Annotated in this window: 27 protein-coding genes; 14 read left to right on the plus strand and 13 right to left on the minus strand. The window is 70.1% G+C overall.

Annotated elements, in window-relative coordinates; translation table 11 throughout:
• Positions 1 to 35: 35 nt before the first annotated feature.
• Positions 36 to 1016: a glucokinase gene (gene glk, locus AN478_RS09870; RefSeq protein WP_054966453.1), complete on the minus strand. Its 981-nt coding sequence runs from the start codon at positions 1014 to 1016 to the stop codon at positions 36 to 38.
• Positions 1017 to 1137: 121 nt separating this feature from the next.
• On the opposite strand from glk, the gene AN478_RS09875 reads away from it, so the two are divergent.
• The 3 genes from AN478_RS09875 (at position 1138) to AN478_RS09885 (ending at position 3762) form a co-directional block, all read left to right on the plus strand.
• Positions 1138 to 2061 carry a carbohydrate kinase family protein gene (locus AN478_RS09875; RefSeq protein ID WP_054966454.1) on the plus strand — a complete coding sequence of 308 codons (924 nt, stop codon included), beginning with the start codon at positions 1138 to 1140 and terminating at the stop codon, positions 2059 to 2061.
• Between the two features lie 226 nt (positions 2062 to 2287).
• Positions 2288 to 3295: a sulfite exporter TauE/SafE family protein gene (locus AN478_RS09880; RefSeq protein WP_054966455.1), complete on the plus strand. Its 1008-nt coding sequence runs from the start codon at positions 2288 to 2290 to the stop codon at positions 3293 to 3295.
• Between the two features lie 14 nt (positions 3296 to 3309).
• Entirely contained in the window at positions 3310 to 3762 is a 453-nt protein-coding gene (locus AN478_RS09885) for a hypothetical protein (protein ID WP_054966456.1), read from the plus strand.
• Between the two features lie 197 nt (positions 3763 to 3959).
• Here the strand turns inward: AN478_RS09885 and AN478_RS09890 are convergent, their stop codons facing one another.
• Both AN478_RS09890 and AN478_RS09895 read right to left on the minus strand, forming a co-directional pair.
• Complete coding sequence (locus AN478_RS09890) at positions 3960 to 4349, minus strand: HIT family protein (protein ID WP_054966457.1); 390 nt, start codon at positions 4347 to 4349, stop codon at positions 3960 to 3962.
• Positions 4350 to 4538: 189 nt separating this feature from the next.
• A complete protein-coding gene (locus AN478_RS09895; RefSeq protein ID WP_143004070.1) occupies positions 4539 to 5864 on the minus strand; it encodes a glucose-6-phosphate isomerase in 1326 nt (441 codons plus the stop codon).
• 925 nt (positions 5865 to 6789) lie between these two features.
• On the opposite strand from AN478_RS09895, the gene AN478_RS14795 reads away from it, so the two are divergent.
• The gene (locus AN478_RS14795) at positions 6790 to 7077 is read left to right on the plus strand and encodes a cytochrome c peroxidase (RefSeq protein ID WP_082433016.1); all 288 of its coding nucleotides are present in this window, start codon (positions 6790 to 6792) and stop codon (positions 7075 to 7077) included.
• Between the two features lie 44 nt (positions 7078 to 7121).
• Entirely contained in the window at positions 7122 to 7313 is a 192-nt protein-coding gene (locus AN478_RS14530) for a hypothetical protein (protein WP_054966460.1), read from the plus strand.
• 108 nt (positions 7314 to 7421) lie between these two features.
• Here AN478_RS14530 and AN478_RS09910 read toward each other — a convergent pair whose 3' ends face one another.
• On the minus strand, positions 7422 to 8537 hold the full coding sequence (locus tag AN478_RS09910) for a cytochrome-c peroxidase (protein WP_176758728.1): 1116 nt from the start codon (positions 8535 to 8537) through the stop codon (positions 7422 to 7424).
• 214 nt (positions 8538 to 8751) lie between these two features.
• On the opposite strand from AN478_RS09910, the gene AN478_RS09915 reads away from it, so the two are divergent.
• The 4 genes from AN478_RS09915 to AN478_RS09930 all read left to right on the plus strand — a co-directional run bounded on the left by AN478_RS09915 (position 8752) and on the right by AN478_RS09930 (position 11692).
• Positions 8752 to 9342: a histidine phosphatase family protein gene (locus AN478_RS09915; protein WP_054966461.1), complete on the plus strand. Its 591-nt coding sequence runs from the start codon at positions 8752 to 8754 to the stop codon at positions 9340 to 9342.
• 1 nt (position 9343) lies between these two features.
• A complete protein-coding gene (locus AN478_RS09920; protein WP_054966462.1) occupies positions 9344 to 10090 on the plus strand; it encodes an adenosylcobinamide-GDP ribazoletransferase in 747 nt (248 codons plus the stop codon).
• A 25-nt stretch (positions 10091 to 10115) separates the two neighbouring features.
• A complete protein-coding gene (mutM, locus tag AN478_RS09925; RefSeq protein ID WP_054966463.1) occupies positions 10116 to 10934 on the plus strand; it encodes a bifunctional DNA-formamidopyrimidine glycosylase/DNA-(apurinic or apyrimidinic site) lyase in 819 nt (272 codons plus the stop codon).
• Positions 10935 to 11062: 128 nt separating this feature from the next.
• Positions 11063 to 11692 carry a peroxiredoxin gene (locus AN478_RS09930; RefSeq protein ID WP_054966464.1) on the plus strand — a complete coding sequence of 210 codons (630 nt, stop codon included), beginning with the start codon at positions 11063 to 11065 and terminating at the stop codon, positions 11690 to 11692.
• Between the two features lie 166 nt (positions 11693 to 11858).
• On the opposite strand, the gene ggt is transcribed toward AN478_RS09930, so the two are convergent.
• From ggt to AN478_RS09965, 7 genes are all read right to left on the minus strand, one after another.
• Positions 11859 to 13571 (minus strand): gamma-glutamyltransferase, encoded by a 1713-nt coding sequence (ggt, locus tag AN478_RS09935; RefSeq protein WP_054966465.1) that lies wholly within the window; start codon positions 13569 to 13571, stop codon positions 11859 to 11861.
• Positions 13572 to 13612: 41 nt separating this feature from the next.
• Positions 13613 to 13867, minus strand: a complete 255-nt coding sequence (locus tag AN478_RS09940) for a YfhL family 4Fe-4S dicluster ferredoxin (RefSeq protein ID WP_054966466.1) — start codon at positions 13865 to 13867, stop codon at positions 13613 to 13615.
• Between the two features lie 4 nt (positions 13868 to 13871).
• Positions 13872 to 14405, minus strand: a complete 534-nt coding sequence (coaD, locus tag AN478_RS09945; protein ID WP_082433019.1) for a pantetheine-phosphate adenylyltransferase — start codon at positions 14403 to 14405, stop codon at positions 13872 to 13874.
• Between the two features lie 22 nt (positions 14406 to 14427).
• Positions 14428 to 14976 (minus strand): 16S rRNA (guanine(966)-N(2))-methyltransferase RsmD, encoded by a 549-nt coding sequence (gene rsmD / locus AN478_RS09950; protein WP_054966468.1) that lies wholly within the window; start codon positions 14974 to 14976, stop codon positions 14428 to 14430.
• 36 nt (positions 14977 to 15012) lie between these two features.
• Positions 15013 to 15870, minus strand: coding sequence for a response regulator (locus AN478_RS09955; RefSeq protein ID WP_054966469.1), 858 nt, complete (start codon positions 15868 to 15870; stop codon positions 15013 to 15015).
• 155 nt (positions 15871 to 16025) lie between these two features.
• The gene (locus AN478_RS09960; protein ID WP_143004069.1) at positions 16026 to 17441 is read right to left on the minus strand and encodes a M16 family metallopeptidase; all 1416 of its coding nucleotides are present in this window, start codon (positions 17439 to 17441) and stop codon (positions 16026 to 16028) included.
• On the minus strand, positions 17438 to 18799 hold the full coding sequence (locus tag AN478_RS09965; protein ID WP_054966471.1) for a M16 family metallopeptidase: 1362 nt from the start codon (positions 18797 to 18799) through the stop codon (positions 17438 to 17440). Before AN478_RS09965 ends, AN478_RS09960 begins: the two co-directional genes overlap by 4 nt.
• A 96-nt stretch (positions 18800 to 18895) precedes the next feature.
• Here AN478_RS09965 and ftsY point away from each other — a divergent pair, with 96 nt between their 5' ends.
• The 5 genes from ftsY (at position 18896) to AN478_RS09990 (ending at position 23136) form a co-directional block, all read left to right on the plus strand.
• A complete protein-coding gene (gene ftsY, locus AN478_RS09970; RefSeq protein ID WP_054966472.1) occupies positions 18896 to 19894 on the plus strand; it encodes a signal recognition particle-docking protein FtsY in 999 nt (332 codons plus the stop codon).
• Positions 19881 to 20537: a cell division ATP-binding protein FtsE gene (ftsE, locus tag AN478_RS09975; RefSeq protein WP_054966473.1), complete on the plus strand. Its 657-nt coding sequence runs from the start codon at positions 19881 to 19883 to the stop codon at positions 20535 to 20537. Before ftsY ends, ftsE begins: the two co-directional genes overlap by 14 nt.
• Entirely contained in the window at positions 20534 to 21451 is a 918-nt protein-coding gene (gene ftsX / locus AN478_RS09980; RefSeq protein WP_054966474.1) for a permease-like cell division protein FtsX, read from the plus strand. Before ftsE ends, ftsX begins: the two co-directional genes overlap by 4 nt.
• Before the next feature lie 214 nt (positions 21452 to 21665).
• Positions 21666 to 22535: an RNA polymerase sigma factor RpoH gene (gene rpoH, locus AN478_RS09985; protein WP_054966475.1), complete on the plus strand. Its 870-nt coding sequence runs from the start codon at positions 21666 to 21668 to the stop codon at positions 22533 to 22535.
• Positions 22536 to 22554: 19 nt separating this feature from the next.
• Positions 22555 to 23136: a thiamine phosphate synthase gene (locus AN478_RS09990; protein WP_399354456.1), complete on the plus strand. Its 582-nt coding sequence runs from the start codon at positions 22555 to 22557 to the stop codon at positions 23134 to 23136.
• Positions 23137 to 23171: 35 nt separating this feature from the next.
• Here the strand turns inward: AN478_RS09990 and AN478_RS09995 are convergent, their stop codons facing one another.
• Positions 23172 to 23591, minus strand: a complete 420-nt coding sequence (locus AN478_RS09995; protein ID WP_054966477.1) for a (deoxy)nucleoside triphosphate pyrophosphohydrolase — start codon at positions 23589 to 23591, stop codon at positions 23172 to 23174.
• 177 nt (positions 23592 to 23768) lie between these two features.
• Complete coding sequence (gene argJ / locus AN478_RS10000; protein ID WP_054966478.1) at positions 23769 to 24995, minus strand: bifunctional glutamate N-acetyltransferase/amino-acid acetyltransferase ArgJ; 1227 nt, start codon at positions 24993 to 24995, stop codon at positions 23769 to 23771.
• Positions 24996 to 24997: the final 2 nt, after the last annotated feature.

Below are 24997 nucleotides of genomic sequence, written 5' to 3' on the forward strand. Positions count from 1 at the left end.
GGGAAGCCGCGGGCGGGGGGAGGGGTCCGGTGCGGTCAGCCGGAGGCGGCGTGGCGGGCGGCGCCGAGGAGGGCGGCGCGGTCGTTGTGGATCAGGCGCACGGGGATGCGCTCCAGGAGGGAGGTCATAGCGCCCTTGGCGCGGAAGGCCTCCAGGAAGGCGGGCTCGCGGAGGCGGGCGGCGATGCGCGGGGCGATGCCGCCGCCCAGGTAGACGCCGCCCGTGGCCATGAGCTTCAGGGCGAGGTTGCCGGCCTCGGCGCCGTAGTAGCGCACGAACCGCTCCATGGCCTCCGTGCACACGGGGCAGGAGCCGTCCTCGGCGGCGGCCGCGATGGCGGCGGCCGGGTCGCCCTCCGCCATGGCCGCCTCCAGCCGGTCGGGAACGGCCCGGCCGCGATGGGCGGTGAGGAAGGCGTGGATGTTCACCAGGCCCGGCCCGGACACCACCCGCTCCCAGCTCACGTGGCCGTGGCGCTCTGCCAGGTACCGGTGCAGGGCGCGGTCCCTCTCGTCGGCGGGGGCGAAGTCGGCGTGGCCGCCCTCGGTGGCGAAGGGGCGGTGGCGGGCCCCGTCCCAGAACAGGCCGGCCTCGCCCAGGCCGGTGCCGGCGGCGATCAGGGCCCGGTTGCTGCCGGGGACGGGTTCGCCCGCGGCGAGGGTCTCCACGTCCTCCGTCGCCAGCTCGGCGATGCCGCGGGCGGTGGCCTCCAGGTCGTTGAGCAGCCGCACGCGGGCCGTTCCCAGCACCAGGCCGAGGGAGCCGGCCTCCACCTCCCACGGCAGGTTGGTGGTCCGCACCCGGTCGCCCAGCACGGGCCCCGGCAGGCCGAAGGCCGCGGCCTCCACGGCGGGGCCGCCGTGGCGGTCCAGGAAGGCGCGCAGGAGGTCCTCCAGCCCGCGGTAGTCCGCGCTCGGCAGCCACTCCTCCGCGGTCACGCGCAGGGCCCCCGCCCCTGCCTCCACTAGCGCCAGGCGCGCGTTGGTGCCGCCCACGTCTCCGGCCAGGACCCGCATAATAGGCGCTCCCTTCGCTGGGTTTCCCGTCCCTCATGATAACCGGCCGGTGTCGGGGCCGGGAGGCTCTGCGCTTGACACGCCCCGGCTTCCGGGGCATTAGGGGAGGCAAGGAGGTGCCATGCCGGAACTGATCAGCTGTGGCGAATGCCTGGTGGATATGGTCCCCGACGAGCGGGGCTGCTTCTGTCCGCACCCCGGGGGTGCCCCGGCCAACGTGGCGGTGGCCGCGGCCCGGCTGGGGGTGTCCGCCGCCTTCGTGGGCAAGCGGGGACAGGACCCCTTCGGGGAGCTCCTCCAGCAGCACCTGGGCGACGGGGGCGTGGACACGAGCGGCTTCACCAGCACCCGGGAGGCCCTCACCGCCCTGGCCTTCATCCAGTACGGTGAAGGCAAGGTCCCCGACTTCCGCTTCTACCGCAACCCCGGGGCGGACGAGCTGCTCCGGCCGCAGGACATCCCCGCCGGGCTGCTCGACGCGGCCCGGGTCTTCCACTTCGGCAGCATCTCCCTGTACAGCGAGCCGGCGGCGGGCGCCACCCGCGCGGCGGCGGACAAGGTCCGCGCCCACGGCGGCCTGGTGAGCTACGACCCCAACCTGCGCCCGGCCCTCATGGAGACCCGCCCCGGCGCCCTGGAGGGGGCGCGCTCGGCCATCGAGCGGGCCCACCTCCTCAAGGCCAGCGCGGAGGAGCTGCTCCAGCTCACCGGCGCCCAGCAGGAGGACCGGGCCCTGGCGCACCTGTTCGACCACGGCGTCCGGCTGGTTGCGGTCACCCGCGGGGCCGACGGCGCCACCATGGCCACCCCGTCCAGCCGGGTGGACCTTTCGGGGGAGTCCGTGACGGTGGTGGACACCACCGGCGCGGGGGACGCCTTCACCGCGGCGCTGCTCACCGGGGTCATCGAGCGACAGCTGGGGCCGGACGATCTGGCCGGTCTGCACGAGGACACGGTGCGCGCCCTGGGCGCCTGGGCCAACCGCGTGGCCGCCCAGTCCACCACGCAGACCGGGGCCACCCAGGGGGTCCGGCGGCCCACCTGATTCGTTTTTCCCATACCCCTTCGGGGTAACACCCCTCCTTTGCCCTTCCCGGCCCCTTTCGTTCTTCCGTTTTCCCGCGTATTTTCTCGGTGCGCCCACACAGTTTGCGCGCTTTGTCGAATCCCGGATCGGTTTTTCTTTTTGGGCATAGATGATTCTTTTTTGACATAGCCTGGCGGCCCGGTTCCCGGCGCCCAGGCCCACCTTCGCCACGGGAGGGAACTGCATGCAGAAGCTTGTCAAAAGGGTTCCCGAGCTCTCGCTGCTGATCGGGCTCGGCATCCTGGCCTATTTCGTGATGGGCGCCTTCAACCAGCTCTCCGGGACGGAGGTGCTGGACGCCAACGCGGCCTTCCTGCTGGTGCTGGCCTCCTTCATCCTCAGCACCCTGATCGCCATCGTCGCGGTGATCGCAGGGGTGGGCGGCGGCGTCCTGTTCACGCCCATCATGCTCGCCTTCACCACCATCGATACCCTGATCATCCGCTCCACCGGCCTGGTGGTGGCGATGTTCAGCGGTCTGGTGTCCTCCGGGCCCTTCATGCGCAAGGGCCTGGCGGACGTGAAGATCGTCTTCTACTGCGCCATCCCCATCATCCTGGGCGCCATGCTCGGCTCCTACGCCGCCATCGCCCTGTCCGAGACCATGGGGGCCACGGGCGACGGCATCGTGCGCCTGCTGCTCGGCCTGATCCTGGTGTTCATCGCCGCCATGTTCATCGTCGGCGGCGCGAACACCGAGTACCCGCAGCCGGGCAAGGTGAGCCGCTTCAGCGAGTGGGTGGGCCTCAAGGGCTCCTACTACGAGGAATCCCTGGGCCGGGTGGTGCACTACCAGTCCACCCGCGTGGGTCTCGGCGGCATCCTGTTCCTGCTGGTGGGCTTCACCGGCGGCTTCTTCGGCCTCGGTGGCGGCTGGGCGGTGGTCCCGGTGCTCAACCTGGTGATGACCACGCCCCTGAAGATCTCCGCTGCGGGCAGCGGCGTGCTGCTGGCCATGGGCAACAGCGCCGCCATCTGGCCGTACATCAAGGCCGGCGCGCTGATCGCCGCCCTGGCGGTGCCCTGGATGCTGGGCCAGGTCATCGGCGGAATCATGGGCGCCCACATCCTCGCCCGGGTCAAGGCCAACTTCATCCGCTACATCCTGATCGTGCTTCTGTTCCTCACCAGCCTGAAGCTGATCTCGCGCGGCCTTGAGACCCTGATGGGCATCGACATCCCGGTTCTCTAGAAGGAGGGGCACCAATGAGCCAGGAAAAGCAGAGCAACGAGCAGCGCCCCGAGATTCCCTTTGCCGGGGTGGTCTACGGCGACACCATCTACTGGGGTACCATCCTCTCGGCGGTGGTCGCCGTGATCGGGCAGGTGATCAGCTTCCTCACCCCGGACAGCAAGATCTCCCCGGCCATTCTGCTGTCCCGCATCTGGGAGGGCGAGAAGGTGGCCGGGGTGTGGCAGGGCACCGGCATCGACCGGCCTTCGGGGGACCACTGGTACCTGTCCTACCTGACCACCGGCGAGGGGCTGGCCATGTTCGGCATGGCCCTGGGGGTCTTCGTGGTGATCCCCGCCATCCTCGCCAGCGCCTGGGTGATGTTCACCCGTGAGAAGTGGCCCTTCTTCGGGGTGCTCGCCGTAATCGCGGCGCTGATCACCGTGGGCTCGTTCCTGGGCGTGATCCCCATGCCCGTGGGCTGAACCCGGCGCCGTGGACGCAGAAAGGCCCGCCCCTCCGGGGGCGGGCCTTTTTTTGCTTTGCCATCGAGCAAATAAGGCGCTGTGGGAGCGGTCCGTGACCGCGACCAAATTTTGGCCAGATCCAGCCATGGACTCGCTGAAGGTCGCGGTCACGGACCGCTCCCACAATAGCCTCTTGGCCAGGAGTCCGGTCGGGTCTACAGCTCCGTCCGGATGCGGGCCGCCATCTCCGCCAGCTCGTCGGCGGTGGCGTCCTTGGCCTTGCCGAAGTCCAGGTCGCTGATGCGGTCCATGGGCACCAGATGGACGTGGCAGTGCGGGACCTCCAGCCCGGCCACCATGATTCCCACGCGGTTGCAGCCCGTGGCCCGCTGGATGGGATCGGCGAGCTGCTTGGCGAAGGGCAGCAGACCGCCGAGGGTGTCGTCGTCCAGGTCGAAGATGTAGTCCGTCTCCTGCTTGGTCACCACCAGCGTGTGGCCGGGGCGGATGGGACGGACATCCAGAAAGGACAGGAAGCGGTCGTCCTCCGCGAGCTTTTCCGCGGGGACTTCGCCGTTGATGATCTTGGTGAAGATGGTCGCCATGCTGCCTCCTGGGCGGTTGGATGCGTGCCATGGGGCGCGCCGTCGGCCGTAGGAGCCCGCTTTAGCGGGCGATCTACCGACAGGACGCGGCATCCTAACGGGATCGCGCACTAAAGTGCGCTCCTACGAAGGGCCTCGCGCCCTACCGGGCATTTTCCCACAGGAACGGGGCGGGGGCGCGAGCCCCCCTCACAGGGACAGCTGTCCTTCCATCTGGGCCAGGTACTCGCGGGTGAGGACTTTGCCCTCCTCCACCGCCGGCTGGTCGAAGGGATCCACCCCCAGCAGCTCGGCCACCACCACCGTCTCCATCTCCAGCAGCATGATCAGCTCGCCCAGGGTGAAGGCGTCCAGGGCCGGCATGCGGATGGTGCGGTTCGGGCGGCCGTTGCGGGTGAGGGTCTCGCGGGTGGCCATGAACTCCGCCGCCAGCAGCTCGCCCACGGAGTGGCCCGCCAGGGGGGAAACGGCGGGGATGTCCTTGAAGCGGGCCGGGATGCGGTCGCCGTAGTAGATCATCTCGTCGGCGATGAAGAGGGTGAACTGCTTGTCCGCGGGGCCCTGCAGGTAGAGCTGGAGCTGGGAATGCTGATCGGTGGCGCCGATGGCCCGGGAAGGCGTCAGGCCGCGGTTCTCCCCCTCGGCGTCCAGCTTGCCGAGGCTCTCGGCCCACAGCTGGCGGAACCAGGAGCCCACCTTGTTGAGGCGCTCGAAGTAGGGCATGAGCACGGTGAGGCTCTTGCCCTGCTCGGCGAGGAGGTACTGGGTGGCGCCGCCCCAGAAGGCGGGGTTCTCGCGGATGTCGGCGCTCAGGCAGCGCTCGGCCATGCTCGCCGCGCCGTCGATGATGCCCTCCACGTCCACGCCGGCCACGTAGCCCGGCAGCAGCCCCACCGGGGAGAGCACCGAGTAGCGCCCGCCCACCGGCGGGTGGGGCACCATGGGCGCGCGGAGGGTGCGCCCCACCTCGGCGAGGCCGCCGCCTTCGTCCTCGGTGATGATGAGGAGGTGGTCCTTCACCGCGCGGGCGCCGATGGCCCGCTCCATGTGGGGCAGCAGGGTGAGGAGCTGGGCCAGGGTCTCCGCCGTATTCCCGGACTTGGAGATGGCGAGGACCATGGTATCGCTCCACTCCACGCCCTCCAGAGTCTCCTCGATGCGCACGGGGTCCACGTTGTCGATGAACAGGACGTCGCTGAACTCCTCGGAGCCCCCCAAACAGTGCACCAGCATCTCGCCGCCGAGGCTGGAGCCGCCCATGCCGAGGACGAGCAGCTGCTCGAAGCCGGCGGTGATCTCCTGGCCCCATTCGTAGACGGTCTCCAGGTGCTCCGGCTCGAAGGGCAGGTGGAAGAAGCTGGGCTCCTTCCCGGCGCGCCACCCCTGGAGGCGCTCCCGGAGACCCTCCAAACGGGGGCTCAGGGCCTCCACCTCCGAGGCCTCCACGCCGCTCTCGCCCACGGCGTCGGCGAAAAAGTTGGTCATGTCGATCATGAGGCGATTGGCTGCGGTCACCCTCTCCCACCCCCTTGCTTGGGCTGCATTGGACGCTGAAACGGAGAGAGGCCGCGAGTGCGGCCCGTAAGGATCAATGTATCCTACGGGACAGGCGGGAAGCTACCGAGGCGGACGCGCCGCGGCGGCCTTTGGACATAAAAAAAGCCCTCCCGAAGGAGGGCTGTCCCCCACACCCCGGATCACGGGGATTCCCATGGAACCAGGTGCATTCTTAGGGGCCCTGGGGGTGGGCCCGCCGGCTGTGCTCCCCCCACATTTCCCGGCCCAGCTTGAAGTCGGTATCTATGCCCCGAGGGGGGGGCGGGCTACATGAGCTTGGGCAGACCCCAGGCCATGGCCACGAAGATCAGGAGAAAAAGCAGTCGCCCCGTCATGGCAGGCCTCCTTAAGCGTTTGAGCTTCGGTCCCGATAACCGCCTGCGGAGCGGTTCACCCCCTATATAGCAACCCCCGTGCCAAAACAAAAAAACCATTAATTTCAAAAACATAAAAAAGGGCCTATAACTCAACCCTGCCAACGCCTCCAAAACGGGTCTTACCCTGTCCCCACTTGGCAACGCCCCTTCACCAGCACCCCTTTCTATACTCTGTTTTTAAAGGATTTTTTCTTTGTCGTTGGGCAACGACATCCGGGGGGTCCGTTGTACATTCGGGCCAACGGCACGGACCCGCTGGACGTACCGCCGCGCCCCTCCCCGACCTCCGCAGCCCGCCCAATCGGCCCGCAGCCCCCGCGGACAGGGGGTTGGGGGGTATCCCCCTTCCCGGATGCCCTCCCGCGGCAGACGGACCGTTCTTGTCTTCCTTGGAATATTAAAGTTTTCTTAATAACTTAATTTTTTCAGTGGTTTGAACTTATTTATTCCCTGGCGCCACTTTAACCTAAGTATAAACCTGGAAGGTTGTACGAGGAGGGAGCGCAATGTGTCGCCTCATACCGATGGTCCTGGGCGGTGCCCTGCTGCTGGCCGGACCATCTGCCTGGGCGCAGAATCCCGATCCCGGGGATCCCTCCCTCGGCCTGCCGCCGGTGCCGGTGCCCGAGGACAACCCGGTCACCGAAGCCAAGGTCGCACTCGGAGAACGCCTGTTCAACGAACAGCGCTTCAGCGGTGACGGTACCATCAGCTGCGCCAGCTGCCACGAGCCGGACCGGGCCTTCACCGACGGCCTTGCCCTTGCCATGGGCAGAGACGGGCTGAAGGCCTAGGGGTTCTAGCCCTTGCCGTCCAGCCGGCGGCGGCGGACGAGTTCATGGAGGAGGAACTGAAGGACTGGCGGCAGCAGATGGGGGAGGTGGTGGAGCTGCGGGACATGATCAACTGGTGCGTCGACAACACCCTGGACGGCGAGGAGCTCGCGCTGGACTCGGCCGAGATGCTCCAGCTGGAGGCCTACATCAACTGGGACCGTCGGGGCGTGGCCCTGGAGCCCGGCAAGCACTGAGGCCCGTACCGGCCGGCGGCCTCCCCCGGGAGCACCCGAAAGCTGGAAAGGTTCCATAAAAAAGCGCCCGCCGGGTAGGCGGGCGCTTTCAGGATCGAGGGGATCGGCTTAGTGGCCGCCGCCGTCCCCCTCGTATTCGTCCGCGGCGGTGGCCGGGACGATGCTCTCGCCAGACTTGGAGGGCAGGCGAGGCATGGTCATCTCCGGGAACTCCCCGGTGAGACCCTCGAGGAAGGCCACGATGTCGGCCACCTGCTGCTCGGTCAGGTCGCGGTTGAGCTGGGTCTTGGCCATCACCCGTACCGCCTCGGGCAGGGTCTCCACCAGCCCGTTGTGGAAGTAGGGCGCGGTCAGGGCCACGTTGCGCAGGGTGGGCACCTTGTACATGTGGGCGTCCGCCTCATCACCGGTGGCCTTGGCCCGGCCCTTGTCGTCCGTCAGATGGTACTTCTCCACGTACTCGTTGTCGCTGAACGCGGGGAACTTCTGATAGACGCCCTCGCCCTTCTCCTGCTTCAGCTGGTTGCCGCTGAAGTTGGGCCCGCTGTGGCAGGAGGTGCAGCCCACCTCGTTGAAGGTCTTCATACCGCGGACCTGCTGCTCGGTGAGCGCGTCTGTGTCGCCCTGCACGTAGCGGTCGTAGGGGCTGTTGGGCGTGATCAGGGTGCGCTCGAAAGCGGCCACGGCCTTGGCGGCGTTCTCCACCGAGACGGGCTCTTCGTCGTCGGCGAAGGCCTCCTTGAACATATCGCGGTAGCCGGGGATGGACGCCACCCGCTCCAGGGCCACCTCCAGGGCCTCCACGCCCATCTCCACCTCGGCGAGCACCGGGCCCTTGGCCTGCTCCTCCAGGGTGGCGGCGCGGCCGTCCCAGAACTGAGAGGCATGGAAGGCGCTGTTCCAGACCGTGGGGGCGTTGCGCGGGCCGGTCTTGCCGTGCACGCCCATGGAGGTGGGCCGGCCGTCGTCACCGCCTTCCATCACGTTGTGGCAGGTGTTGCAGGAGACCGTGCCCGTCGCGGAATAGCGGGGATCGAAGAACAGCTTCTTGCCCAGCTCCACCTTCTCCTCGGTGGTGGGGTTGTCCTCCGGGGAGGGCGCCTCCTCGGGCAGGGTCTGCCAGTCGTAGGCCGCGGCGTTGCCGGCCATGAACAGCGCGCCGGCCGCCGCTAACAGGGAGCCTCCCCGCCGTCCCCAGGAATGCAACCGTTCAGTCGCCTTCATACCCCTCTCCTTGTCCAAGCGTTTAGCGATCAAGAATGTAAGCGTATTATTATCATCCACGAAAAATTTAGACAAGGTCTAAAAAACAGGCCCAGCCTTTTTGCGGGAATTGAGTATGGCCCCCGCGCCGACCGCCTGCAACCCTGCCGGGCGGCCTGTCTTCCGATAAAATGGGGACAACGAACCCCTGTCCCAAGAGCAAGACGACACCGCCATGGAAGACACCATCGACCTCCTCCGCCACGGCGAGCCCGAGGGAGGCAAAAAATACCGCGGCCAGACCGACGATCCGCTCACCGAGCGGGGCTGGGAGCAGATGTGGGACGCCGTCGGCTCCCACCGCCCCTGGCGGCGCATCGTCACCTCGCCCCTGCTGCGCTGCTCCGCCTTCGCCGAGGCCCTGGCCGGGGCCATGGGCCTGGAAACGGTCAGCGACCCGCGCCTGATGGAGGTGGACTACGGGCCCTGGTCCGGCCGGACCCTGGACGAGCTCCGCGCGGAGGAGCCCGAGGCCCTGGAGGCCTTCCTGCGCGACCCCTGGCGCAACCGTCCCGCGGGCACGGAGCCCATGGAGGACTTTACGCGGCGGGTGCTGGCCGCCTACGAGGAGCACCTTCCCGGTGACGGCCCCCTGCTTATCGTCGGCCATGCCGGGGTGCTGCGCACCATCATCGCCCACAACCTGGGGATGCCCCTGGAGAACCTCTTCCAGCTCCAGATCCCCTACGCCGGGCGGGCCCGCTTCCAGTCCCCCTACGGCCGGCCCCGGCTCGGCCATCTGGCTCCCCGGCCGCCGGAAGGCTGACTTGCACCCGGCGCTGCTGGCCGTCGCCGACCTGACCCTGATCCCCGTGCCGGGCACCGCCCGGGCCACCCTTGCCGAGCATGCCCGGGCCGCGCCCTGGTACCCCCTGGCGGGGCTGGTGGCGGGGGCGGGGCTGGTGGCGGCCGCCCTCCTCCTCCAGGGCCTACCCACCGTCCTGGCGGCCCTGCTCGTCACGGCGCTGTGGGTGGGGCTCACGGGGGCCAGCCACCTGCGGGGGTTGGCCGAAACCCTCGGCGCCTTCGTCGCCGGCGGCGGGGACCGGCGGCGCACCTTGCGGATCATGCGCGCCGACCGGCCCCGGGCCGGGGCCGTGGGCGCGGTGGTGCTGGTGACGGCCGCCAAGGCGGCGGCGGTGGGCTGCCTGATCCACCATCAGCTCTGGGCGAGCCTGCTGGCGGCCCCCGTGGCCGGCCGCGTGCTGCTGACGACCCTCCTGGCCACCACGCCCCACGCCGCCGAGCCCGGCGACCTGCCCTGGATCCCCCGCATGGACCGGGCGGCGGTGCTGGTGGGGACCCTGGCCGGTGCCATCCTCGTGGCCCTGGCCGCCTCCGGCCCCCTGGCGGCCCTCGGCGCCCTGGCCCTGCTCGCCGCGCTCCTGCGCTGGGTTGCCAAGCGCGTGCTGGGCGGCTTCAACACCCCGGTCCTGGACACCGCCTGCGAGCTGGGGGAGGTCGCCGTGCTGGCGGCGGCCCTACTGGGCGCCGGCGGCTGCCTCTCCCCCTAACCCCCTACCCCGAGGATACGTAACCGTGCCCGAGCTGCCGGAAGTGGAGGTCACCCGCCGCGGCATCGCTCCCCACGTGGAGGGCCGGCGGCTGGAAGGCGCCCGGGTCCGGGAGCCCCGCCTGCGCTGGCCGGTTCCGGAGGATCTGGACGCGATCCTGCGTGGCCGCCGCGTGGCGGCCGTGGAGCGGCGCGCCAAATACCTCCTGCTGCGCCTGGAATCCTCGGGAACCCTCCTCCTCCACCTGGGGATGTCGGGGAGCCTGCGCGTGGTGCCCGCGGAAACCCCGCCCACCGCCCACGACCACGTGGACCTGCTGCTGGAGGGCGGAATGGTTCTGCGCCTGCGCGATCCCCGCCGCTTCGGGGCCGTCCTCTGGACCCCGGAGCCGCCGGAGCGCCACCCCCGCCTGGCCGGCTTGGGCCCGGAGCCCCTCTCCCCCGAGCTGACCGGCGACTACCTGTACCGTCGCAGCCGGGGCCGGCGCCTGGCGGTGAAGAACTTCCTCATGGACGCCCAGGTGGTGGTGGGGGTGGGCAACATCTACGCCAGCGAGGCGCTGTACCGGGCGGGCATCCATCCCGGCCGGGAGGCGGGCCGCGTCGGACGGGACCGTTACGTCCTGCTGGCGGCGGCCGTGGCGGCGGTCCTGGAGGAGGCCATCGCGGCGGGCGGGACCACCCTGCGGGACTTTACCAGCGGCGAGGGCGCCCCGGGCTATTTCCGGCAGGAGCTCGCGGTCTACGGTCGGGAGGGGGAGGCCTGCCCCGTCTGCGGGCGGGGCATCCGCAAGGTGGTCATCGGCCAGCGGTCGAGCTTCTTCTGCCCGGGCTGCCAGCGGTAGACCGGAGCGATTTCCCCCTCGAAAACCTGGATAAGGGATGCCCGCAGGGAGCCCGGTTGGGAGGATTCTGGCCCGCGCGGAGTGTCCAACGGGTAGGACCTCCCCACCAACCGCGAAAGGAGCATCCTATGGCACTTCACCTCGGCGACACCGCACCGGACTTCGAGATCGAGACCACCAAGGGCACCATCAAATTCCACGACTGGATCGGCGACTCCTGGTGCTTCTTCTTCAGCCACCCGGCGGATTTCACCCCCGTATGCACCACCGAGATGGGGCGTACCGCCCAACTGGCCAAGGAATTCGAGGCCCGCAACGTCAAGCCGCTGGGGCTTTCCACCGATACCGTGGAAGAGCACGTCAAGTGGATCGAGGACGTGAACGAGACCCAGAACACCACCCTAGAATTCCCCATCGTGGCCGATGCGGACCTCAAGATCTCCAAGCTCTACGAAATGATCCATCCGGAGGAGAGCAGCACCGCCGCGGTGCGCTCGGTCTTCATCATCGACCCCAAGAAGAAGATCCGCCTGACCATGACCTACCCCATGTCGGTGGGCCGCAACTTCGACGAGATCCTCCGGGTGATCGACGCCCTGCAGGTGGGGGACGCCCACGGGATCGCCACCCCGGCGGACTGGACGAAGGGCGACAGGGTCATCATCCCGCCCACGGTGAGCAACGAGGAGGCGGAGAAGCGATTCCCGCAGGGCTTCGAGGAGCTCAAGCCCTACCTGCGCCTCACCAAGGTAAGCTGAGCCACCTGCCGTGCGGTTCATGGGCCCCGCCTCCCCGGCGGGGCCTCTTCATGGTCCATACGGGTGCCGGTGGGGGAACAGAGGGCAGGCGGGGAGGCTGGTGCGGTTCGAAGGTGAAGCCCCCGGCCCCTGAGAAGCGCGCGGACCGGGGGCAATGGGGAGGCCGCTAGGGGGCCGTGGGGCTCAGCACCTTCGCCTCTCCCTCGCCCCGGGGGTCCGCTGCGGCCTTCAAACTTCCGCTCTCGCGGTTCCACAGGATCGCCTGCATGTCCCCGTAGGTGCGGTCCATCTCCGCCAGGGTGTGGCCCATCTCCTCCAGGGCGGCGCGCCCCCCTTCGGGAAAGGCCCCGGGCTCGTGCTGGACCTCGTCGGGCAGGTACTGGTGGTGGTAGCGGGGCCGCTCCACCCAGTGCCCCAGGGCTTCGGGGCCGCCCTCGTCGTAGACGAAGCCCGCCACCGCCCGCGCCACCATGGTGATGATGCGGGAACCGCCGGGGGTGCCCACGACCAGGGTCCGCTCGGGGCCCTCCACGAAGGTGGGGCTCATGGACGACAGCGGCCGCTTGCCGGGCTCGATGGCGTTGGCCGTCCCGCCCACCAGCCCATAGACGTTGGGCTCTCCGGGCTTGGCCACGAAGTCGTCCATCTCGTCGTTCAGCACCACGCCCGTGTCCCCGGCCACAAAACCGCTGCCGAAGGGGTAGTTGATCGACAGGGTGGCGGCCACCCGGTTGCCCTCCCCGTCCAGGATGGAGAAGTGGGTGGTGTTCCGTCCCCCCATGGCCGCCGGGGGGCCGGGCAGGTGCGCGCTGGGCAGGGCCTTTTCGGGATGGATGGTGGCCGCCAGGCCGGCGTTGTAGTCCCGGCTGGTCAGACGGTCCAGGGGCACGTCCACGAAGTCGGTGTCGCCGAGGTGGACCGCCCGGTCGCGGTAGGCCCGGCGCATGGCCTCGATGAACAGGTGGGTCCGGGTGGCCCCCTTGCGCCCGGCGTAGTCCTTGGCCTCCAGCATGCGCAGGATCTGAGCCAGGGCCACCCCCCCGGAGGACGGCGGTGGGGCGGAGACCACGCGGTGGCCAGCCACGTCGAAGGCGACGGGCTCCCGCTCCACCACCGCGTAGCCCTCCAGGTCCTCCCGGGTGATGAGGCCCCCGGCGGCCTGGTTGCTCTCCGCCAGCTCCCGGGCCACCGGGCCGGTGTAGAAACCGTCCCGGCCTTCGGCGGCGAGCCGCTCCAGGGTTCGGGCCAGGTCCGGCTGGCGGATCGCCGTGCCGACCTCGGGCACCTCGCCCTCGGCGAGGAACACCTCCGCGGCGCGCGGATGGCGGCGCAGGACCTCCTGGCGGAATTCCGCCAGGGTGCGGTAGTGCTCGGTGACGGCGAAGCCTTCCTGGGCGTAGCGGATGGCCGGGGCCAGGCTCTCGGCCAGGGGCAGGGCGCCGTATTTCTCGGCCAGGTGCGCCAGGGCCGCAGGCTCGCCGGGCACCCCGGCCGCCTTGGGGCCGTTGATGGAGGCCCCCTCGATCACCTGGCCCTCGGCGTCCTGGTACATGTCCGGGGTGGCCGCCGCCGGCGCCTCCTCGCGGCCGTCCACCATGACCTCCCGGCCGTCCGCGGTGCGCAGCAGCCAGAAGCCGCCCCCGCCCAGGCCCGAGCCGTAGGGCTCCACCACCGCCAGGGCGGCGGAGACGGCCACCGCCGCGTCGAAGGCGTTGCCGCCGGCCTCCAGGACCTCCAGCCCCGCTTCGGTGGCCTTGGGGTGGGCGCTTACCACGGCTGCCTTCCCCGGCGTTCCATCCCCCAGGACGGGTAGCGGGAGGAGCAGGAGGATCATCAGGAAGGGGAAGAAGCGCCGGAGGCTTGGCGTGGGCCGGAACATGGGTGCTCCTGGAACGGTGCCGCGCGGGAGTCGGGGCCGGCTCAGGAGGCCTCGTCCATCAGGGCCTCGTAGCGGGCGAAGAGGGTCTCCTCGCTCTCGCGCCGCTGGGGATCGGGGAGGATGCAGTCCACGGGGCAGACCTCCACGCACTGCGGCTCGTCGTAGTGCCCCACGCACTCGGTGCAGCGCCCGGGGTCGATCTCGAAGATCTCCTCGCCCTGGTAGATGGCCTCGTTGGGGCACTCGGGCTCGCAGACGTCGCAGTTGATGCACTCGTCGGTGATGTAGAGGGACACCGCTTCAATCCTCCCCGGACCCGGGCCCCGTGCCAGGGCCCAGGCGATGGTTCAGGGCGCTCACCACCTCCGAGTGGACGAAGGCCGAGACGTCGCCGCCCATGCGGTAGATCTCCCGCACCAGCCCGGAGGAGAGGTAGGTATAGGACTCGCCGGTCATCAGGAACATGGTCTCCACGTCCGCATCCAGCTTGCGGTTCATGGAGGCCATCTGGAACTCGTACTCGAAATCGGAAATGGCCCGCAGGCCGCGCAGGATCACGCCAGCGCCCTGCTCGTGGACGATGTCGATGAGCAGCCGGTCGAAGGCGATCACCCGCAGGTTGGGCACGTCGCTCATGACCCGCTCCACCAAGGCAACGCGCTCCTCCAGAGGAAACCAGGGCCCCTTGGCGTAGTTGGCGGCTACCGCCACCACCACCTCGTCGAATAGGCGGCTCGCCCGGCGGATCAGGTCCTCGTGGCCCTTGGTGATGGGATCGAAGGTGCCCGGGTACAGGGCCACCCGGGGATCCCGCCCCGGTACTTTCGCTGTCACGGCTTTCCTCCCCTGGGCGGGGCTAGCCCTCCCGCCGGTAGAGATGGAAGGCGGATTCGCCGCAGGTGCCCCGCCGGTCGTCCCGCCAGCCCGCCGGGACCTCCGGGGGGTCTTCGTCGCCGCCCACCTCCAGGAAGATCCGGGCCTCCGGAGCCAGCCAGCCGCCCTCCTCCAAGGTGGCCGCGGCGCGGGAGGCCCAGCCGTGGCCGAAGGGGGGATCGAGGAAGACCAGGTCGAAGGGGCGCTCCGCGGCGCCGTCCAGGAACCGCCACGCCGAGGCGGACAGCACCCGGATGCGGGGATCCTCGCCGAACAGGGCGAGGTTCTCCCGCAGGGCGGCCTGGGCCGGGCGCGCCGATTCCACGAAGGTGGCGTGGTCCGCGCCCCGGGACAGGGCCTCGATCCCCAGGGCGCCGCTGCCGGCGAACAGGTCCAGGGCGACGCTGCCTTCCACCTCGCCCTGGAGCCAGTTGAACAGGGTCTCCCGCACCCGGTCGGCGGTGGGGCGCACCCCCTTGCCCCTGGGCACCCGCAGGCTGCGCCCCTTGGCCTGTCCGCCGATCACCCGCACGGCGCGTTCCTCATCCGGACCGGGGCGGCCCGGCGCTCACCACTTCCGCTCGAGCCCCACTCCGCAGTGCTCCAGCAGGGCGCTGGTGCCGCCGTCCTCCGGATAGGTGGCGGTGATGGCGGTGGCGGTCAGGTCCAGCTCGCGCCCGCCCTGGGGGGTGGTGTAGCGCTGGCCGGCGATGCGGTCCTTCCAGATGGCCCCGGCGTCCTGGGCGTCCTGGGCGCCGGCCTCGGGGAGCAGGACGGTGAAATGGTCCATCCCGGAACGGCTGATCTGGTTGTACTTGCGCATGTTCTGGCCCAGCAGCTTGCCCACCTGCTCCAGGAAGGCGTCGGCGGTGAAATCGCCGAACTCCTTGCGATAGCTGGAGAGCTGGTCGAGCTTGAGGGTGAGCACGCTGAACTGCCGTCCGAAGCGCTCGGCCCGCGACTCCTCGGCCATCACCTGCTCCCGGAAGGGCTCCGGCATCATCATGCCCGTGACGGGGTCGCGCTGGTAGACCTGGAAGAACCGCTCGGTACGCTTGAGGGCGGTGCGGATCCGGGCCAGCAGCTCCTCGGCCTCGATGGGCTTGGTGATGTAGTCGTCCGCGCCGAGGGACAGGCCGTAGACCTGATCCTGAACCTCCTCCTTGGCGGTGAGGAACAGGAACGGCACCAGGGCGTACCGGCCCTGGCTGCGCACCTCGCGGTAAAACTCGTAGCCGTCCATCTCCGGCATCATGATGTCGGAGACGATGGCGTCCGGGCGCCGCAGCTGCAGGCTTTCCAGCGCCTCCTGCCCGTTCTCGGCGGAGATCACATCGAACCCGCCGGAACGCAGGATATGCTCCAGCATTTGCCGGGAGGAAGCGGAATCCTCCACCAGCAGCACCCGCTGTACGACATCGGCCATGTTTCTTCCCTCCGGCTGTGGCCCATTACGGGGGCGAGCCATGCCACTCGTACGGGGAACCCCGCCCCGGACAACGCCCCTGCCTCAACTGGGACAGTTCGGGCTATAGGTTCCCACAACATGCCTTGTCATGGAAACCTATCGGCTTTTCCCCCTCACTGCCCCGTTTCGAGCTCCTCGAAGCCCTCGGGACGCTTGGCCCCCACCACCACCGTGACCATACGCGCCGGGTCGAGGCGGCCGCCCATGGCGGCCTGGATGGCCTGTCCGTCCACCGCGCGGACCCGGGGGATGTAGCGCTCCAGGTAGTTCTCGCCAAGGCCGTAGAAGCCCATGGTGGCCAGGTTGCTCACGATGTCCTTGTTGCCGGCGATATCCAGCGGGAAGGAGCCGGTGAGGTAGCGCTGGGCGGCTCCCACCTCCTCCTCGGTGGGCCCGTTCTCGATGAACTCCGTTACCTCGCCCTGCAGCACCTCCAGGGCCTTTTCGAGGTTCTCGTTGGCCGTCTGCAGCCCGGCGACGAAGGGACCCCGGCGCTGCAGGCCGCGGAAGGTGCTGAACACGCTGTAGGACAGGCCGCGCTCCTCGCGCACCGCCCCCATCAGGCGGGAGGCGAAGCCGCCGCCGCCCAGGCTGTAGTTGCCCACCAGGAGGGGGAAGTAGTCCTCCCCGCCGCGTCGGATGGCGGGCTGGCCCATGAGCACGTGGGACTGCGTGACGTCGCGCTCCAGGAAAACCTGCCGGGGACCGTCGAGCTCGGGGACCTCGGGCAGGGGTTCGGGACGGGAGCCCTCGGGAAGCCCGCCCAGGGAGTCCGCCAGAAGCTGCCGCGCCTCCTTCCGCTCCAGATCCCCCACCACGGCGATGGTGGCATTGGCCCCCACGAAGTGGCGCTCCGCGAAGTCCCGCAGGTCCTCGCGGCCGATGCCCCGGAGGTGCTCCGGGATGCCCTTGCCGGGGTGGGCGTAGGGGTGGTCGCCGTAGACGGCCCGGAAGAAGGCCTTTACCCCTTCGGTCTGGGGATCCTCCCGGTCGCGGCGGATGGAGATGATCTGGCGCTGGCGCTCGCGCTGCAGGGCCGCCTCGGGGAAGGCCGGATCCCGCAGGGCCCGGGCCATGAGGTCCAGGGCCTGCTCTTCCGTGTCCTCGCTGGTGAGGCTGGTGACCTGCACCGAGAAGGTGTCGCGGCTGCTCGAGGCCCCGAAGTCCATGCCCAGCCCGTCCACCTCGCGGGCGAAGGCGTCGGGGGATAGGTCGCCGACGCCCTCGTCCAGCATGCGCGCCACCAGGGCGGACAGGCCGTGGCGTCCCTCGGGATCCCGCGCGCTGCCTGCGTCGAAGGTGGCCCGGACGCTGACCATGGGCAGCGAGGGGCGGTGCACGAAATAGACCCGCGCCCCGTTGTCCATCCGCCAGGTCTCGATGGGGACGGAATATTCGCCCTCCCCCGCCCCGTCCTCCCGGGGCTCCGCCGGGGCGTTCCCCGGCCCGAGGGCCAGGCCCAGTCCGGCCGCCAGCACCAGGGCGCGCGCGCCCTTCCGGAGCATCCCCGTCGCCGTTCCTGTGCTCACGATTCCTCCTCCGCGGATTGGGGCTTTTCGGGGTGGAGCCGCACCACCGTGCGGCGCCCGGGCTGGAGGTACTTGCGGGCCACCTCCCGGACCTGCTCGGGGGTCACCGCGCGGATACGGTCCACGTAGGTGTCCAGGTACTCGTGGCCGTAGCCGATGGTCTCCAGCATGCCGATCTGCATGGCCTGGTAGAACACCGAGTCGCGCTCGAACACCTCGGCCGCCTCGATCTGGCGCTTGACCCGGTCCAGCTCCTCCCCGGACACCAGCTCCTCCCGCAGGGCGCGGACCTCCGCCAACAGGGCTTCCTCCAGGTCCGCCAGGGAGGTGCCGCGGGCGGGTACGCCGTCCACGTAGAACAGCCCGGAGTCCCGGCTGGCGGGGTCGTAGTAGGTGTCCGCCGCGGCGGCCACGCCCCGCTCCCGCACCAGCCGCGCCGGGAAGCGGGCGGACCGCCCCTCGCTCAGGATCCCGGCCAGGACCCGCAGGGCGTAGGGCTCCCACTCCTCCTCGGACGCGGGCAGGTTGGGCACGCGGTAGCCGGCCACCAGGTACGGCACCCGGGCCCGGCCGGTGATGTCCGCCTGGCGCTCGCCCCCCGGCTCCGCCCCGTAGTCGGGCCGCTGCGGCCCTTCCTCGCCGCCCTTCAGGGCGCCGAAGTGCTCCTCGGCCTTGGCAAAGACCTCCTCGGGCTCCACATCGCCCACCACCACCAGGCGAGCGTTGGCGGGGGCGTAGTACTCGCGGTACCAGGCCTCGGTCTGCTCCACGGTGAGGGCCTTGAGGTCGGGCATCCAGCCGATGATGGGGTCGCCGTAGCCGCTGGCGTCGAAGGCCACCGAGGACAGCACCTCCCGGGCCTTGGCCTGCGGGTTGTCCTCCACGCGCAGGCGGCGCTCCTCCATGACCACCTGGACCTCCTTTTCGAACTCCTCGGGAGGCAGCAGGAGGTTGACCATGCGGTCCGCCTCCAGGCGCAGGGCCACCTCCAAGCGATCGGCGGCGAGCTGCTCGAAATAGGCGGTGTAGTCCTGGCCGGTGAAGGCGTTCTCCTGGCCGCCGTTGCGGGCGATGATCTCGGAGAACTCGCCGGGGCCCACCTCCTCCGTGCCCTTGAACATCATGTGCTCGAGCACGTGGGAGATGCCCGTCCGGCCACGGGGCTCGTCGAGCCCGCCGACCCGATACCAGACCATGGAGGTGACCACCGGCGCGCGGTGGTCGGACTTCACCAGCACCTCCATGCCGTTGGACAGGGTGCGGGAGACCACCTCCTCCTGGGCCTGGGCGGGCGCGGCCGCCAGTACCAGGGCGCCCAGGGCGGAGAACAGGCGCACGGCAGCTGGACCTTTGAGCATGTCTTCTCCTAGGTTAAGGATCCTGCGCATCCGGGGCCTTCCAGGTTATCATGGGGCGGCGATTCGCCCGCCGCACCCCCAACGCAGTGAGAGCGCATGTTCAAGCGTAAGAACCAATCGCAGGAGCCCGCCGACAACGGCAACGGCCGGCGGGGACTCTTCGCCCGCATGAAGCAGGGCCTGGCCAAGACCCGCGGCAGCTTCACCGAGGGTCTGGCCCGGCTGGTAGCGGGCAAGAAGCAGATCGACGACGAGCTCATCGAGGAGCTGGAGACCCTCCTGATCACCGCCGACGTCGGTGTGGAGGCCACCACCGAGATCATCGAGGCCATCACCGAGCGGGTCAAACGCCGCGACCTCGACGACCCCGAGGCGCTGGTGCAGGCGCTGCGCGAGCACCTGGTGGAGGCCGTGTCCGCCCCCGCCGACCCCCTGGATTGGCAGCCCGGGGCCGACCAGCGCGTGGTGCTGGTGGTGGGGGTCAACGGCGTGGGCAAGACCACCACCATCGGCAAGCTGGCCGCCCGGTACCAGGAGGAGGGCCTGTCGGTGATGCTGGCCGCCGGCGATACCTTCCGGGCGGCGGCGGTGGAGCAGCTCCAGCAGTGGGGCGGGCGCTGCGGCTGCCCGGTGGTGGCCCAGGACACCGGGGCGGACTCGGCCTCGGTGATCCACGACGCCGTGCAGGCCGCCGCCAGCCGGGAAGCGGACGTCCTCCTCGCCGACACGGCGGGCCGGCTGCACACCAAGACCAACCTCATGGAAGAGCTTGCCAAGGTCCGGCGGGTGGTGAACCGCCTGGACGAGGACGCCCCGCACGAGACCTGGCTGGTGGTGGACGCCACCACCGGCCAGAACGCCATTGCCCAGGCCGAGAAGTTCCACGAGTCGGTGCCCCTTACCGGCCTGGTGGTGACCAAGCTGGACGGCACCGCCAAGGGCGGCATCGCGGTCTCCCTGGTGCGGCGTCTGGGCCTGCCCATCCGCTACATCGGCATCGGCGAGGGGGTGGAGGACCTGCGCCCCTTCGACCCGGAGGCCTACGTGGACGCCCTTCTCGACACCGGAACGGATGCGGGCGATGCTGCGCCTTGACCGGGTCTCCAAGCGGTACCCCCAGGGCCATACGGCCCTGCAGGGGGTCTCCCTGGACCTGGCCCCAGGCTCCATGCACTTCCTCACCGGCCACTCCGGGGCGGGCAAGAGCACCCTACTGAAGCTCGCCACCGCCATGGAGCGGCCCTCGGGAGGGCGGATCTTCTTCGGCGACGAGGAGATCACCCGCATCCCGCGCCGCCGCATCCCCCATCTGCGCCGGGCCATCGGCACCGTCTTCCAGGACCACAAGCTGCTCTACGACCGCACGGTGTTCGACAACGTGGCCCTGGCCTTGCGGGTGGCCGGCTTCCCCCACCGCCGCATCCGGGGCCGGGTGCAGGCGGCCCTGTCCAAGGTGGGCCTGGAGGGCCACCAGAACAAGGCGCCCATCACCCTCTCCGGCGGCGAACAGCAGCGCGTGGCCATCGCCCGCGCCCTGGTGAACAAGCCGTCCTTGCTGCTGGCCGATGAGCCCACCGGCAACCTGGACCACAAGCTGGCCAACGAGGTCATGAACCTGTTCCACGAGTTCCACCAATTCGGCGTGACGGTGCTGGTGGCCACCCACGACCTGGGGCAACCGGAGCGGCTGGGCCTGCCGCAGATCCAGTTGCAAGAAGGGCAGCTGGCCGCTCAATGAACCCCCGCATCCGGCTCCACCAACACCGCGAGGCCCTGGACGACGCCCTGGCCCAGCTCGGGCGGGCCCCGGGCAGCACCCTGCTAACCACCCTGGTCCTGGCCCTCGCCCTGGCCCTGCCCGCCACCCTCCTGGTGACCACCGATAACCTGGAGCGCCTCACGGAGCGCTTCGACGCCCCGGGGACCCTCAACGTCTTCCTCGTCCCCAACGATCCCCCGGACCGTGAGGCCCTGGAGGAGCGGCTCCGCGGTCTCGACGGCGTCCGGGCGGTGGCGTTCACGCCCCCCGATGAGGCCCTGGAGGAGGCCGCCGACCTACTGGGGCTCGGCGACGCCCTGGCGGGAATGCCGGACAACCCCCTGCCGGGCAGCTTCCGGGTCACCGTCGCCCCGGCCCAGCGCGCCCCCGAACGTATGTCCGGTCTGGCCGAGGACATCGGCGGCTGGTCGGGGGTGGATCAGGTGCAGTACGAGCGCCAGTGGGTGGAGCGCTTCCAGGCGGTGGTGGACTTCCTGGGCAGCCTCGGCGGGGGCATCGCCCTGGTCCTGGGCGGGGTGGTGATCCTGGTCATCGGCAACACCATCCGCCTGGCCGTGGCCGCGCGGCGTCGGGAGATCGAGGTGGTGAAGATGATCGGCGGCACCGACGCCTTCGTGCGCCGGCCCTTCCTGTACGCGGGCCTGATTCAGGGCCTCCTGGCGGCGGTGGGGGCGGGGGTGCTGGTGGCGGTTGCCCTGGCCTTTCTGGACGCGGCCGTGGCCGACCTCGCCGCCCGCTACGGGGCGCGCCTGGGCCTGGAAGGACCCGGCGCGGGCTTCTACGGCTACCTGCTGCTGGCAGGCGGCGCCCTCGGCTGGCTGGGCTCGCGGGTGGCGGTCCGCCGCCACCTGCGGGAGATCGAGCCCGCCTGAAGGGGACCGCCCTTCCGGGCGACCCCTTGAAATCCTTCGGGCTGGCCCCCACCTTAGGAGGGAGACCGGGCCACGCCCCCGGAACTTCGGATGGGAAACGGCCTCTAAGGAATAACGGCGACGGCGTAACGACTTACGTCCCCCGGCAAGGCATCGGGGCGCTTCGTCGCCAGCCGAGTCCGGAACCCTTTTGCAACCAGGGGAGGTCCAGCCCATGGCTTCCAAGAGCCTCACCCTCTCGATTGACGCCCATAGCGGCTCTCTGGAGAGCTATCTGTCCTACGTACGCCGGCTCCCCCTGCTTTCCTGGGAGGAGGAGCAGGATTACGCCCGGCGGTACCGTAGCGAGGAGGATCTGGAAGCCGCCCGCGCCCTGGTCCTGTCCCACCTGCGGGTGGTGGTCCGGATCGCACGCGGTTATCAGGACTACGGCCTGCCCTTCGCGGACCTGATCCAGGAGGGCAACATCGGCCTCATGAAGGCGGTGAAGAACTTCGATCCGGACCGGGGCGTCCGGCTGGTGAGCTTCGCCGTGCACTGGATCCGGGCCGAGATCCATGAGTTTATCCTGCGCAACTGGCGCATGGTCAAGGTGGCCACCACCAAGGCCCAGCGCAAGCTGTTCTTCAACCTGCGCAAGGCCAAGAAGCACCTCTCCTGGCTGTCCCGCGAGGAGGCCCGCGACATCGCCGACGACCTGCAGGTGCCCGAGGAGCAGGTGCTCAAGATGGACGCCGTGATGTCCCGAGGGGACCAGTCCCTCAACGAGCCCATCGGCGAGGACGAAGACGGCGACACCCGGGTGGACATGCTCCCCGACGGCGGCGAATCCGTGGAGGAGGAGCTGGCCGAATCGGAGCACAAGGAGCGTACCGGCGAGGCGCTGGCCAGCGCCCTGGCGAACCTGGACGAGCGCAGCCGCGAGATCATCCAGCGGCGCTGGCTTACCGACCCGGCGGCCACCCTCCAGGAGCTGGCCGACGAGCTCCAGATCTCCGCCGAGCGGGTTCGTCAGATCGAGCGCAAGGCGCTGACCAAGCTACAGGGGCCCATCGCTGAGGCCATGGAGGCCGAAAACGCTTGAGGCTCCCCCCCTCCTCCTGATCACCGATCGCAACCGCACCGGCGGCCGACCCCTGTCCCAGGTGGTGGAAAGGGCGTTGGATGCGGGCCTTCCAGCCGTTCAGCTCCGCGACCGCGACCTGCCCGAGGACGAGGCCCTGGTCCTCGGCACCGCCCTGCGCGAGGCAACCCGCGCGCGCGGCGCGCGCCTCCTCGTCAACGGCCGGCCCGGGCTGGCCCGGGCGGTGGCGGCCGACGGCCTCCACCTGCCCGAGGGGCTCCCCCGCCCGGCCGCCGACCAATGGGACGGGCCCCTGAGCGTGGCCGCCCACGACCGCGCCGGGCTGGAGCGCGCCCGGCAAGTAGGCGCGTCCTTCGCCCTGCTCTCCCCCCTGTTCGAGACCCGCAGCCACCCCGAAGCCCGCCCCCTTGGGCCCGAGCGGTTCGCCGCCCTGGCCGCGGGTAGCCCCGTTCCCGTGGTTGCGCTGGGCGGCATCAGCCCCGCCAACGCCGCCACGGCCCGGCAGGCCGGTGCCCAGGGCGTGGCCTGCATGGACGCCATTCTGGCCGCCCCGGACGTCTCCTGGGCAGTACGGAGCCTGCTGGCTGTGCTGGAAGGGTAAACGCGGGAAGCCTTCCGGATCGGAAGGCGCGGGGGTTAGCGGGGACCGAACAGGCCGCATTCGGCCAGGTGGTGGAGCAGGGGGGCGTTGGCGCCGGGCATGGCGTCGGCCTCCGCCCACAGCTCCGCTTCCGCCACCCAGCGCACGGCTTGGCCCTCCAGCCCCCTGGGCCTGCCGCGGAATTCCATCACCAGGAAGGGATACAGGCGCACGGCGTAGTCCCGCTGACGGTGGTCGTAGGCCGGGTAGGTGTGGGCCGAGTGAACGTGAATGCCCACTTCCTCGGCCAGCTCCCGATGCAGGGCCGCCTCCGCCGTCTCACCGGCTTCCAGCTTGCCGCCCGGGAATTCCCAGATCCCGCCTCCCGGCCTGTCGGGGTCCCGGCTTCCGAGGAGGAAACACCCCTCCCGCCGAACCAATCCCACCGCCACATGGAGCTCAGGGTCGACGGCCACGGTTGCCCCTGTTCGATGCTGGATTAACCGCTGAGGTCACGGAGAAGGAAACGAGAATGGGGAAAAGGGAATCCAGAGGGAAAGGGGATCCTTCCTCCGGGCAAAGGGTCCTGCCGGCCTTTGCGGGGCTTTTCTCGGCGCCCTCCGCGTCTCTGCGGTCCCCACAGCCGCGGGTACCTAGGTGCGGTACTCGGCGTTGATGGTCACGTACTCGTGGGAGAAGTCGCAGGTCCAGCGGAGGGCGGATCCGCGGCCCCGGCCCAGGTCGAGGTGCACGGTCACCTCCTCGGGCGCCATGGCCGCCTGTCCGGCCGCCTCGGTGTAATCGTCCGCCCGCACCCCGCCGCGTACCACGCATACCTCGCCGAGGTGCAGGGTCACCCGGCTCCAGTCCAGGTCCTCCGGCGCCCCGGCGCCCGCAGCCGCGAGGAGCCGCCCCCAGTTGGGGTCGCTGGCGTAGGCCGCGGTCTTCACCAGGGGCGATCGGGCGATCCGGTCGGCGACAGCCTCGGCCTCGGCGTCTGCGGCGGCGCCGGACACTCGGATGGTGAGGAGCTTGGTGGCCCCCTCGCCGTCGCGCACGATGGCCAGGGCGAGGTCCCGGCAGACCCCCGTCACCGCCTCGGCGAGCTCGTTGTACCTGGGGTCCGTGACGGAATCCACCGGAGCCATGGCGGCCTGTCCGGTGGCGGAGAGGGTCAGGGCATCGTTGGTGGAGGTGTCCCCGTCCACGCTGATGCGGTTGAAGCTCTCTGCCACGGCCGTCTCTAGCATAACCCGCAGGGGCTCGTCCGCCACCGGGGCGTCCATGGCCACGAAGGCGAGCATGGTGGCCATGTTGGGGTGGATCATGCCGGACCCCTTGGCGATTCCGGTGATGTGGACCGGGGTCCCCGCCACCTCCAGGGTACGGCTCGCCCCCTTCAGTCGGGTGTCGGTGGTGCCGATGGCCTCGACGGCCGCCCACCAGGCCTCCGGCTCCTCCCGGAGCCGGCTGACGCATACCGGCAGGGCCCCGTCGAAGGGCTCCAGGGGGAGGGGCTCCCCGATAACGCCCGTGGAAAACGGCAGCACCGTGTCGGCATCCACCTCAAGGGCTTCGGCCACCAGGCGGCAGCTCTCCCGGGCCACCTCCATGCCGGGCTGCCCGGTGGCGGCGTTGGCGTTGCCCGAATTCACCAGCAGGGCGCGGGGTGCGGCGGTGGCCAGGTTCTCCTCGGCCACCAGCACCGGTGCGGCACGCAGGCGGTTGCGCGTGAACACCGCTGCGGTCCGGCTACCGGGGGCCAGGGCAACCAGCAGTAGGTCCTCCCGGTCGGGATCCTTGAAGCCGGCCGCGGCCGTCCCCAGCCGGACCCCGGAAACCGATGCCAGCTCGGGCCGGTTGTCCGGACCCACCGCCATGG

The organism is Thiohalorhabdus denitrificans (genome assembly GCF_001399755.1).
GTDB classification, from domain to species: Bacteria; Pseudomonadota; Gammaproteobacteria; order Thiohalorhabdales; family Thiohalorhabdaceae; genus Thiohalorhabdus; species Thiohalorhabdus denitrificans.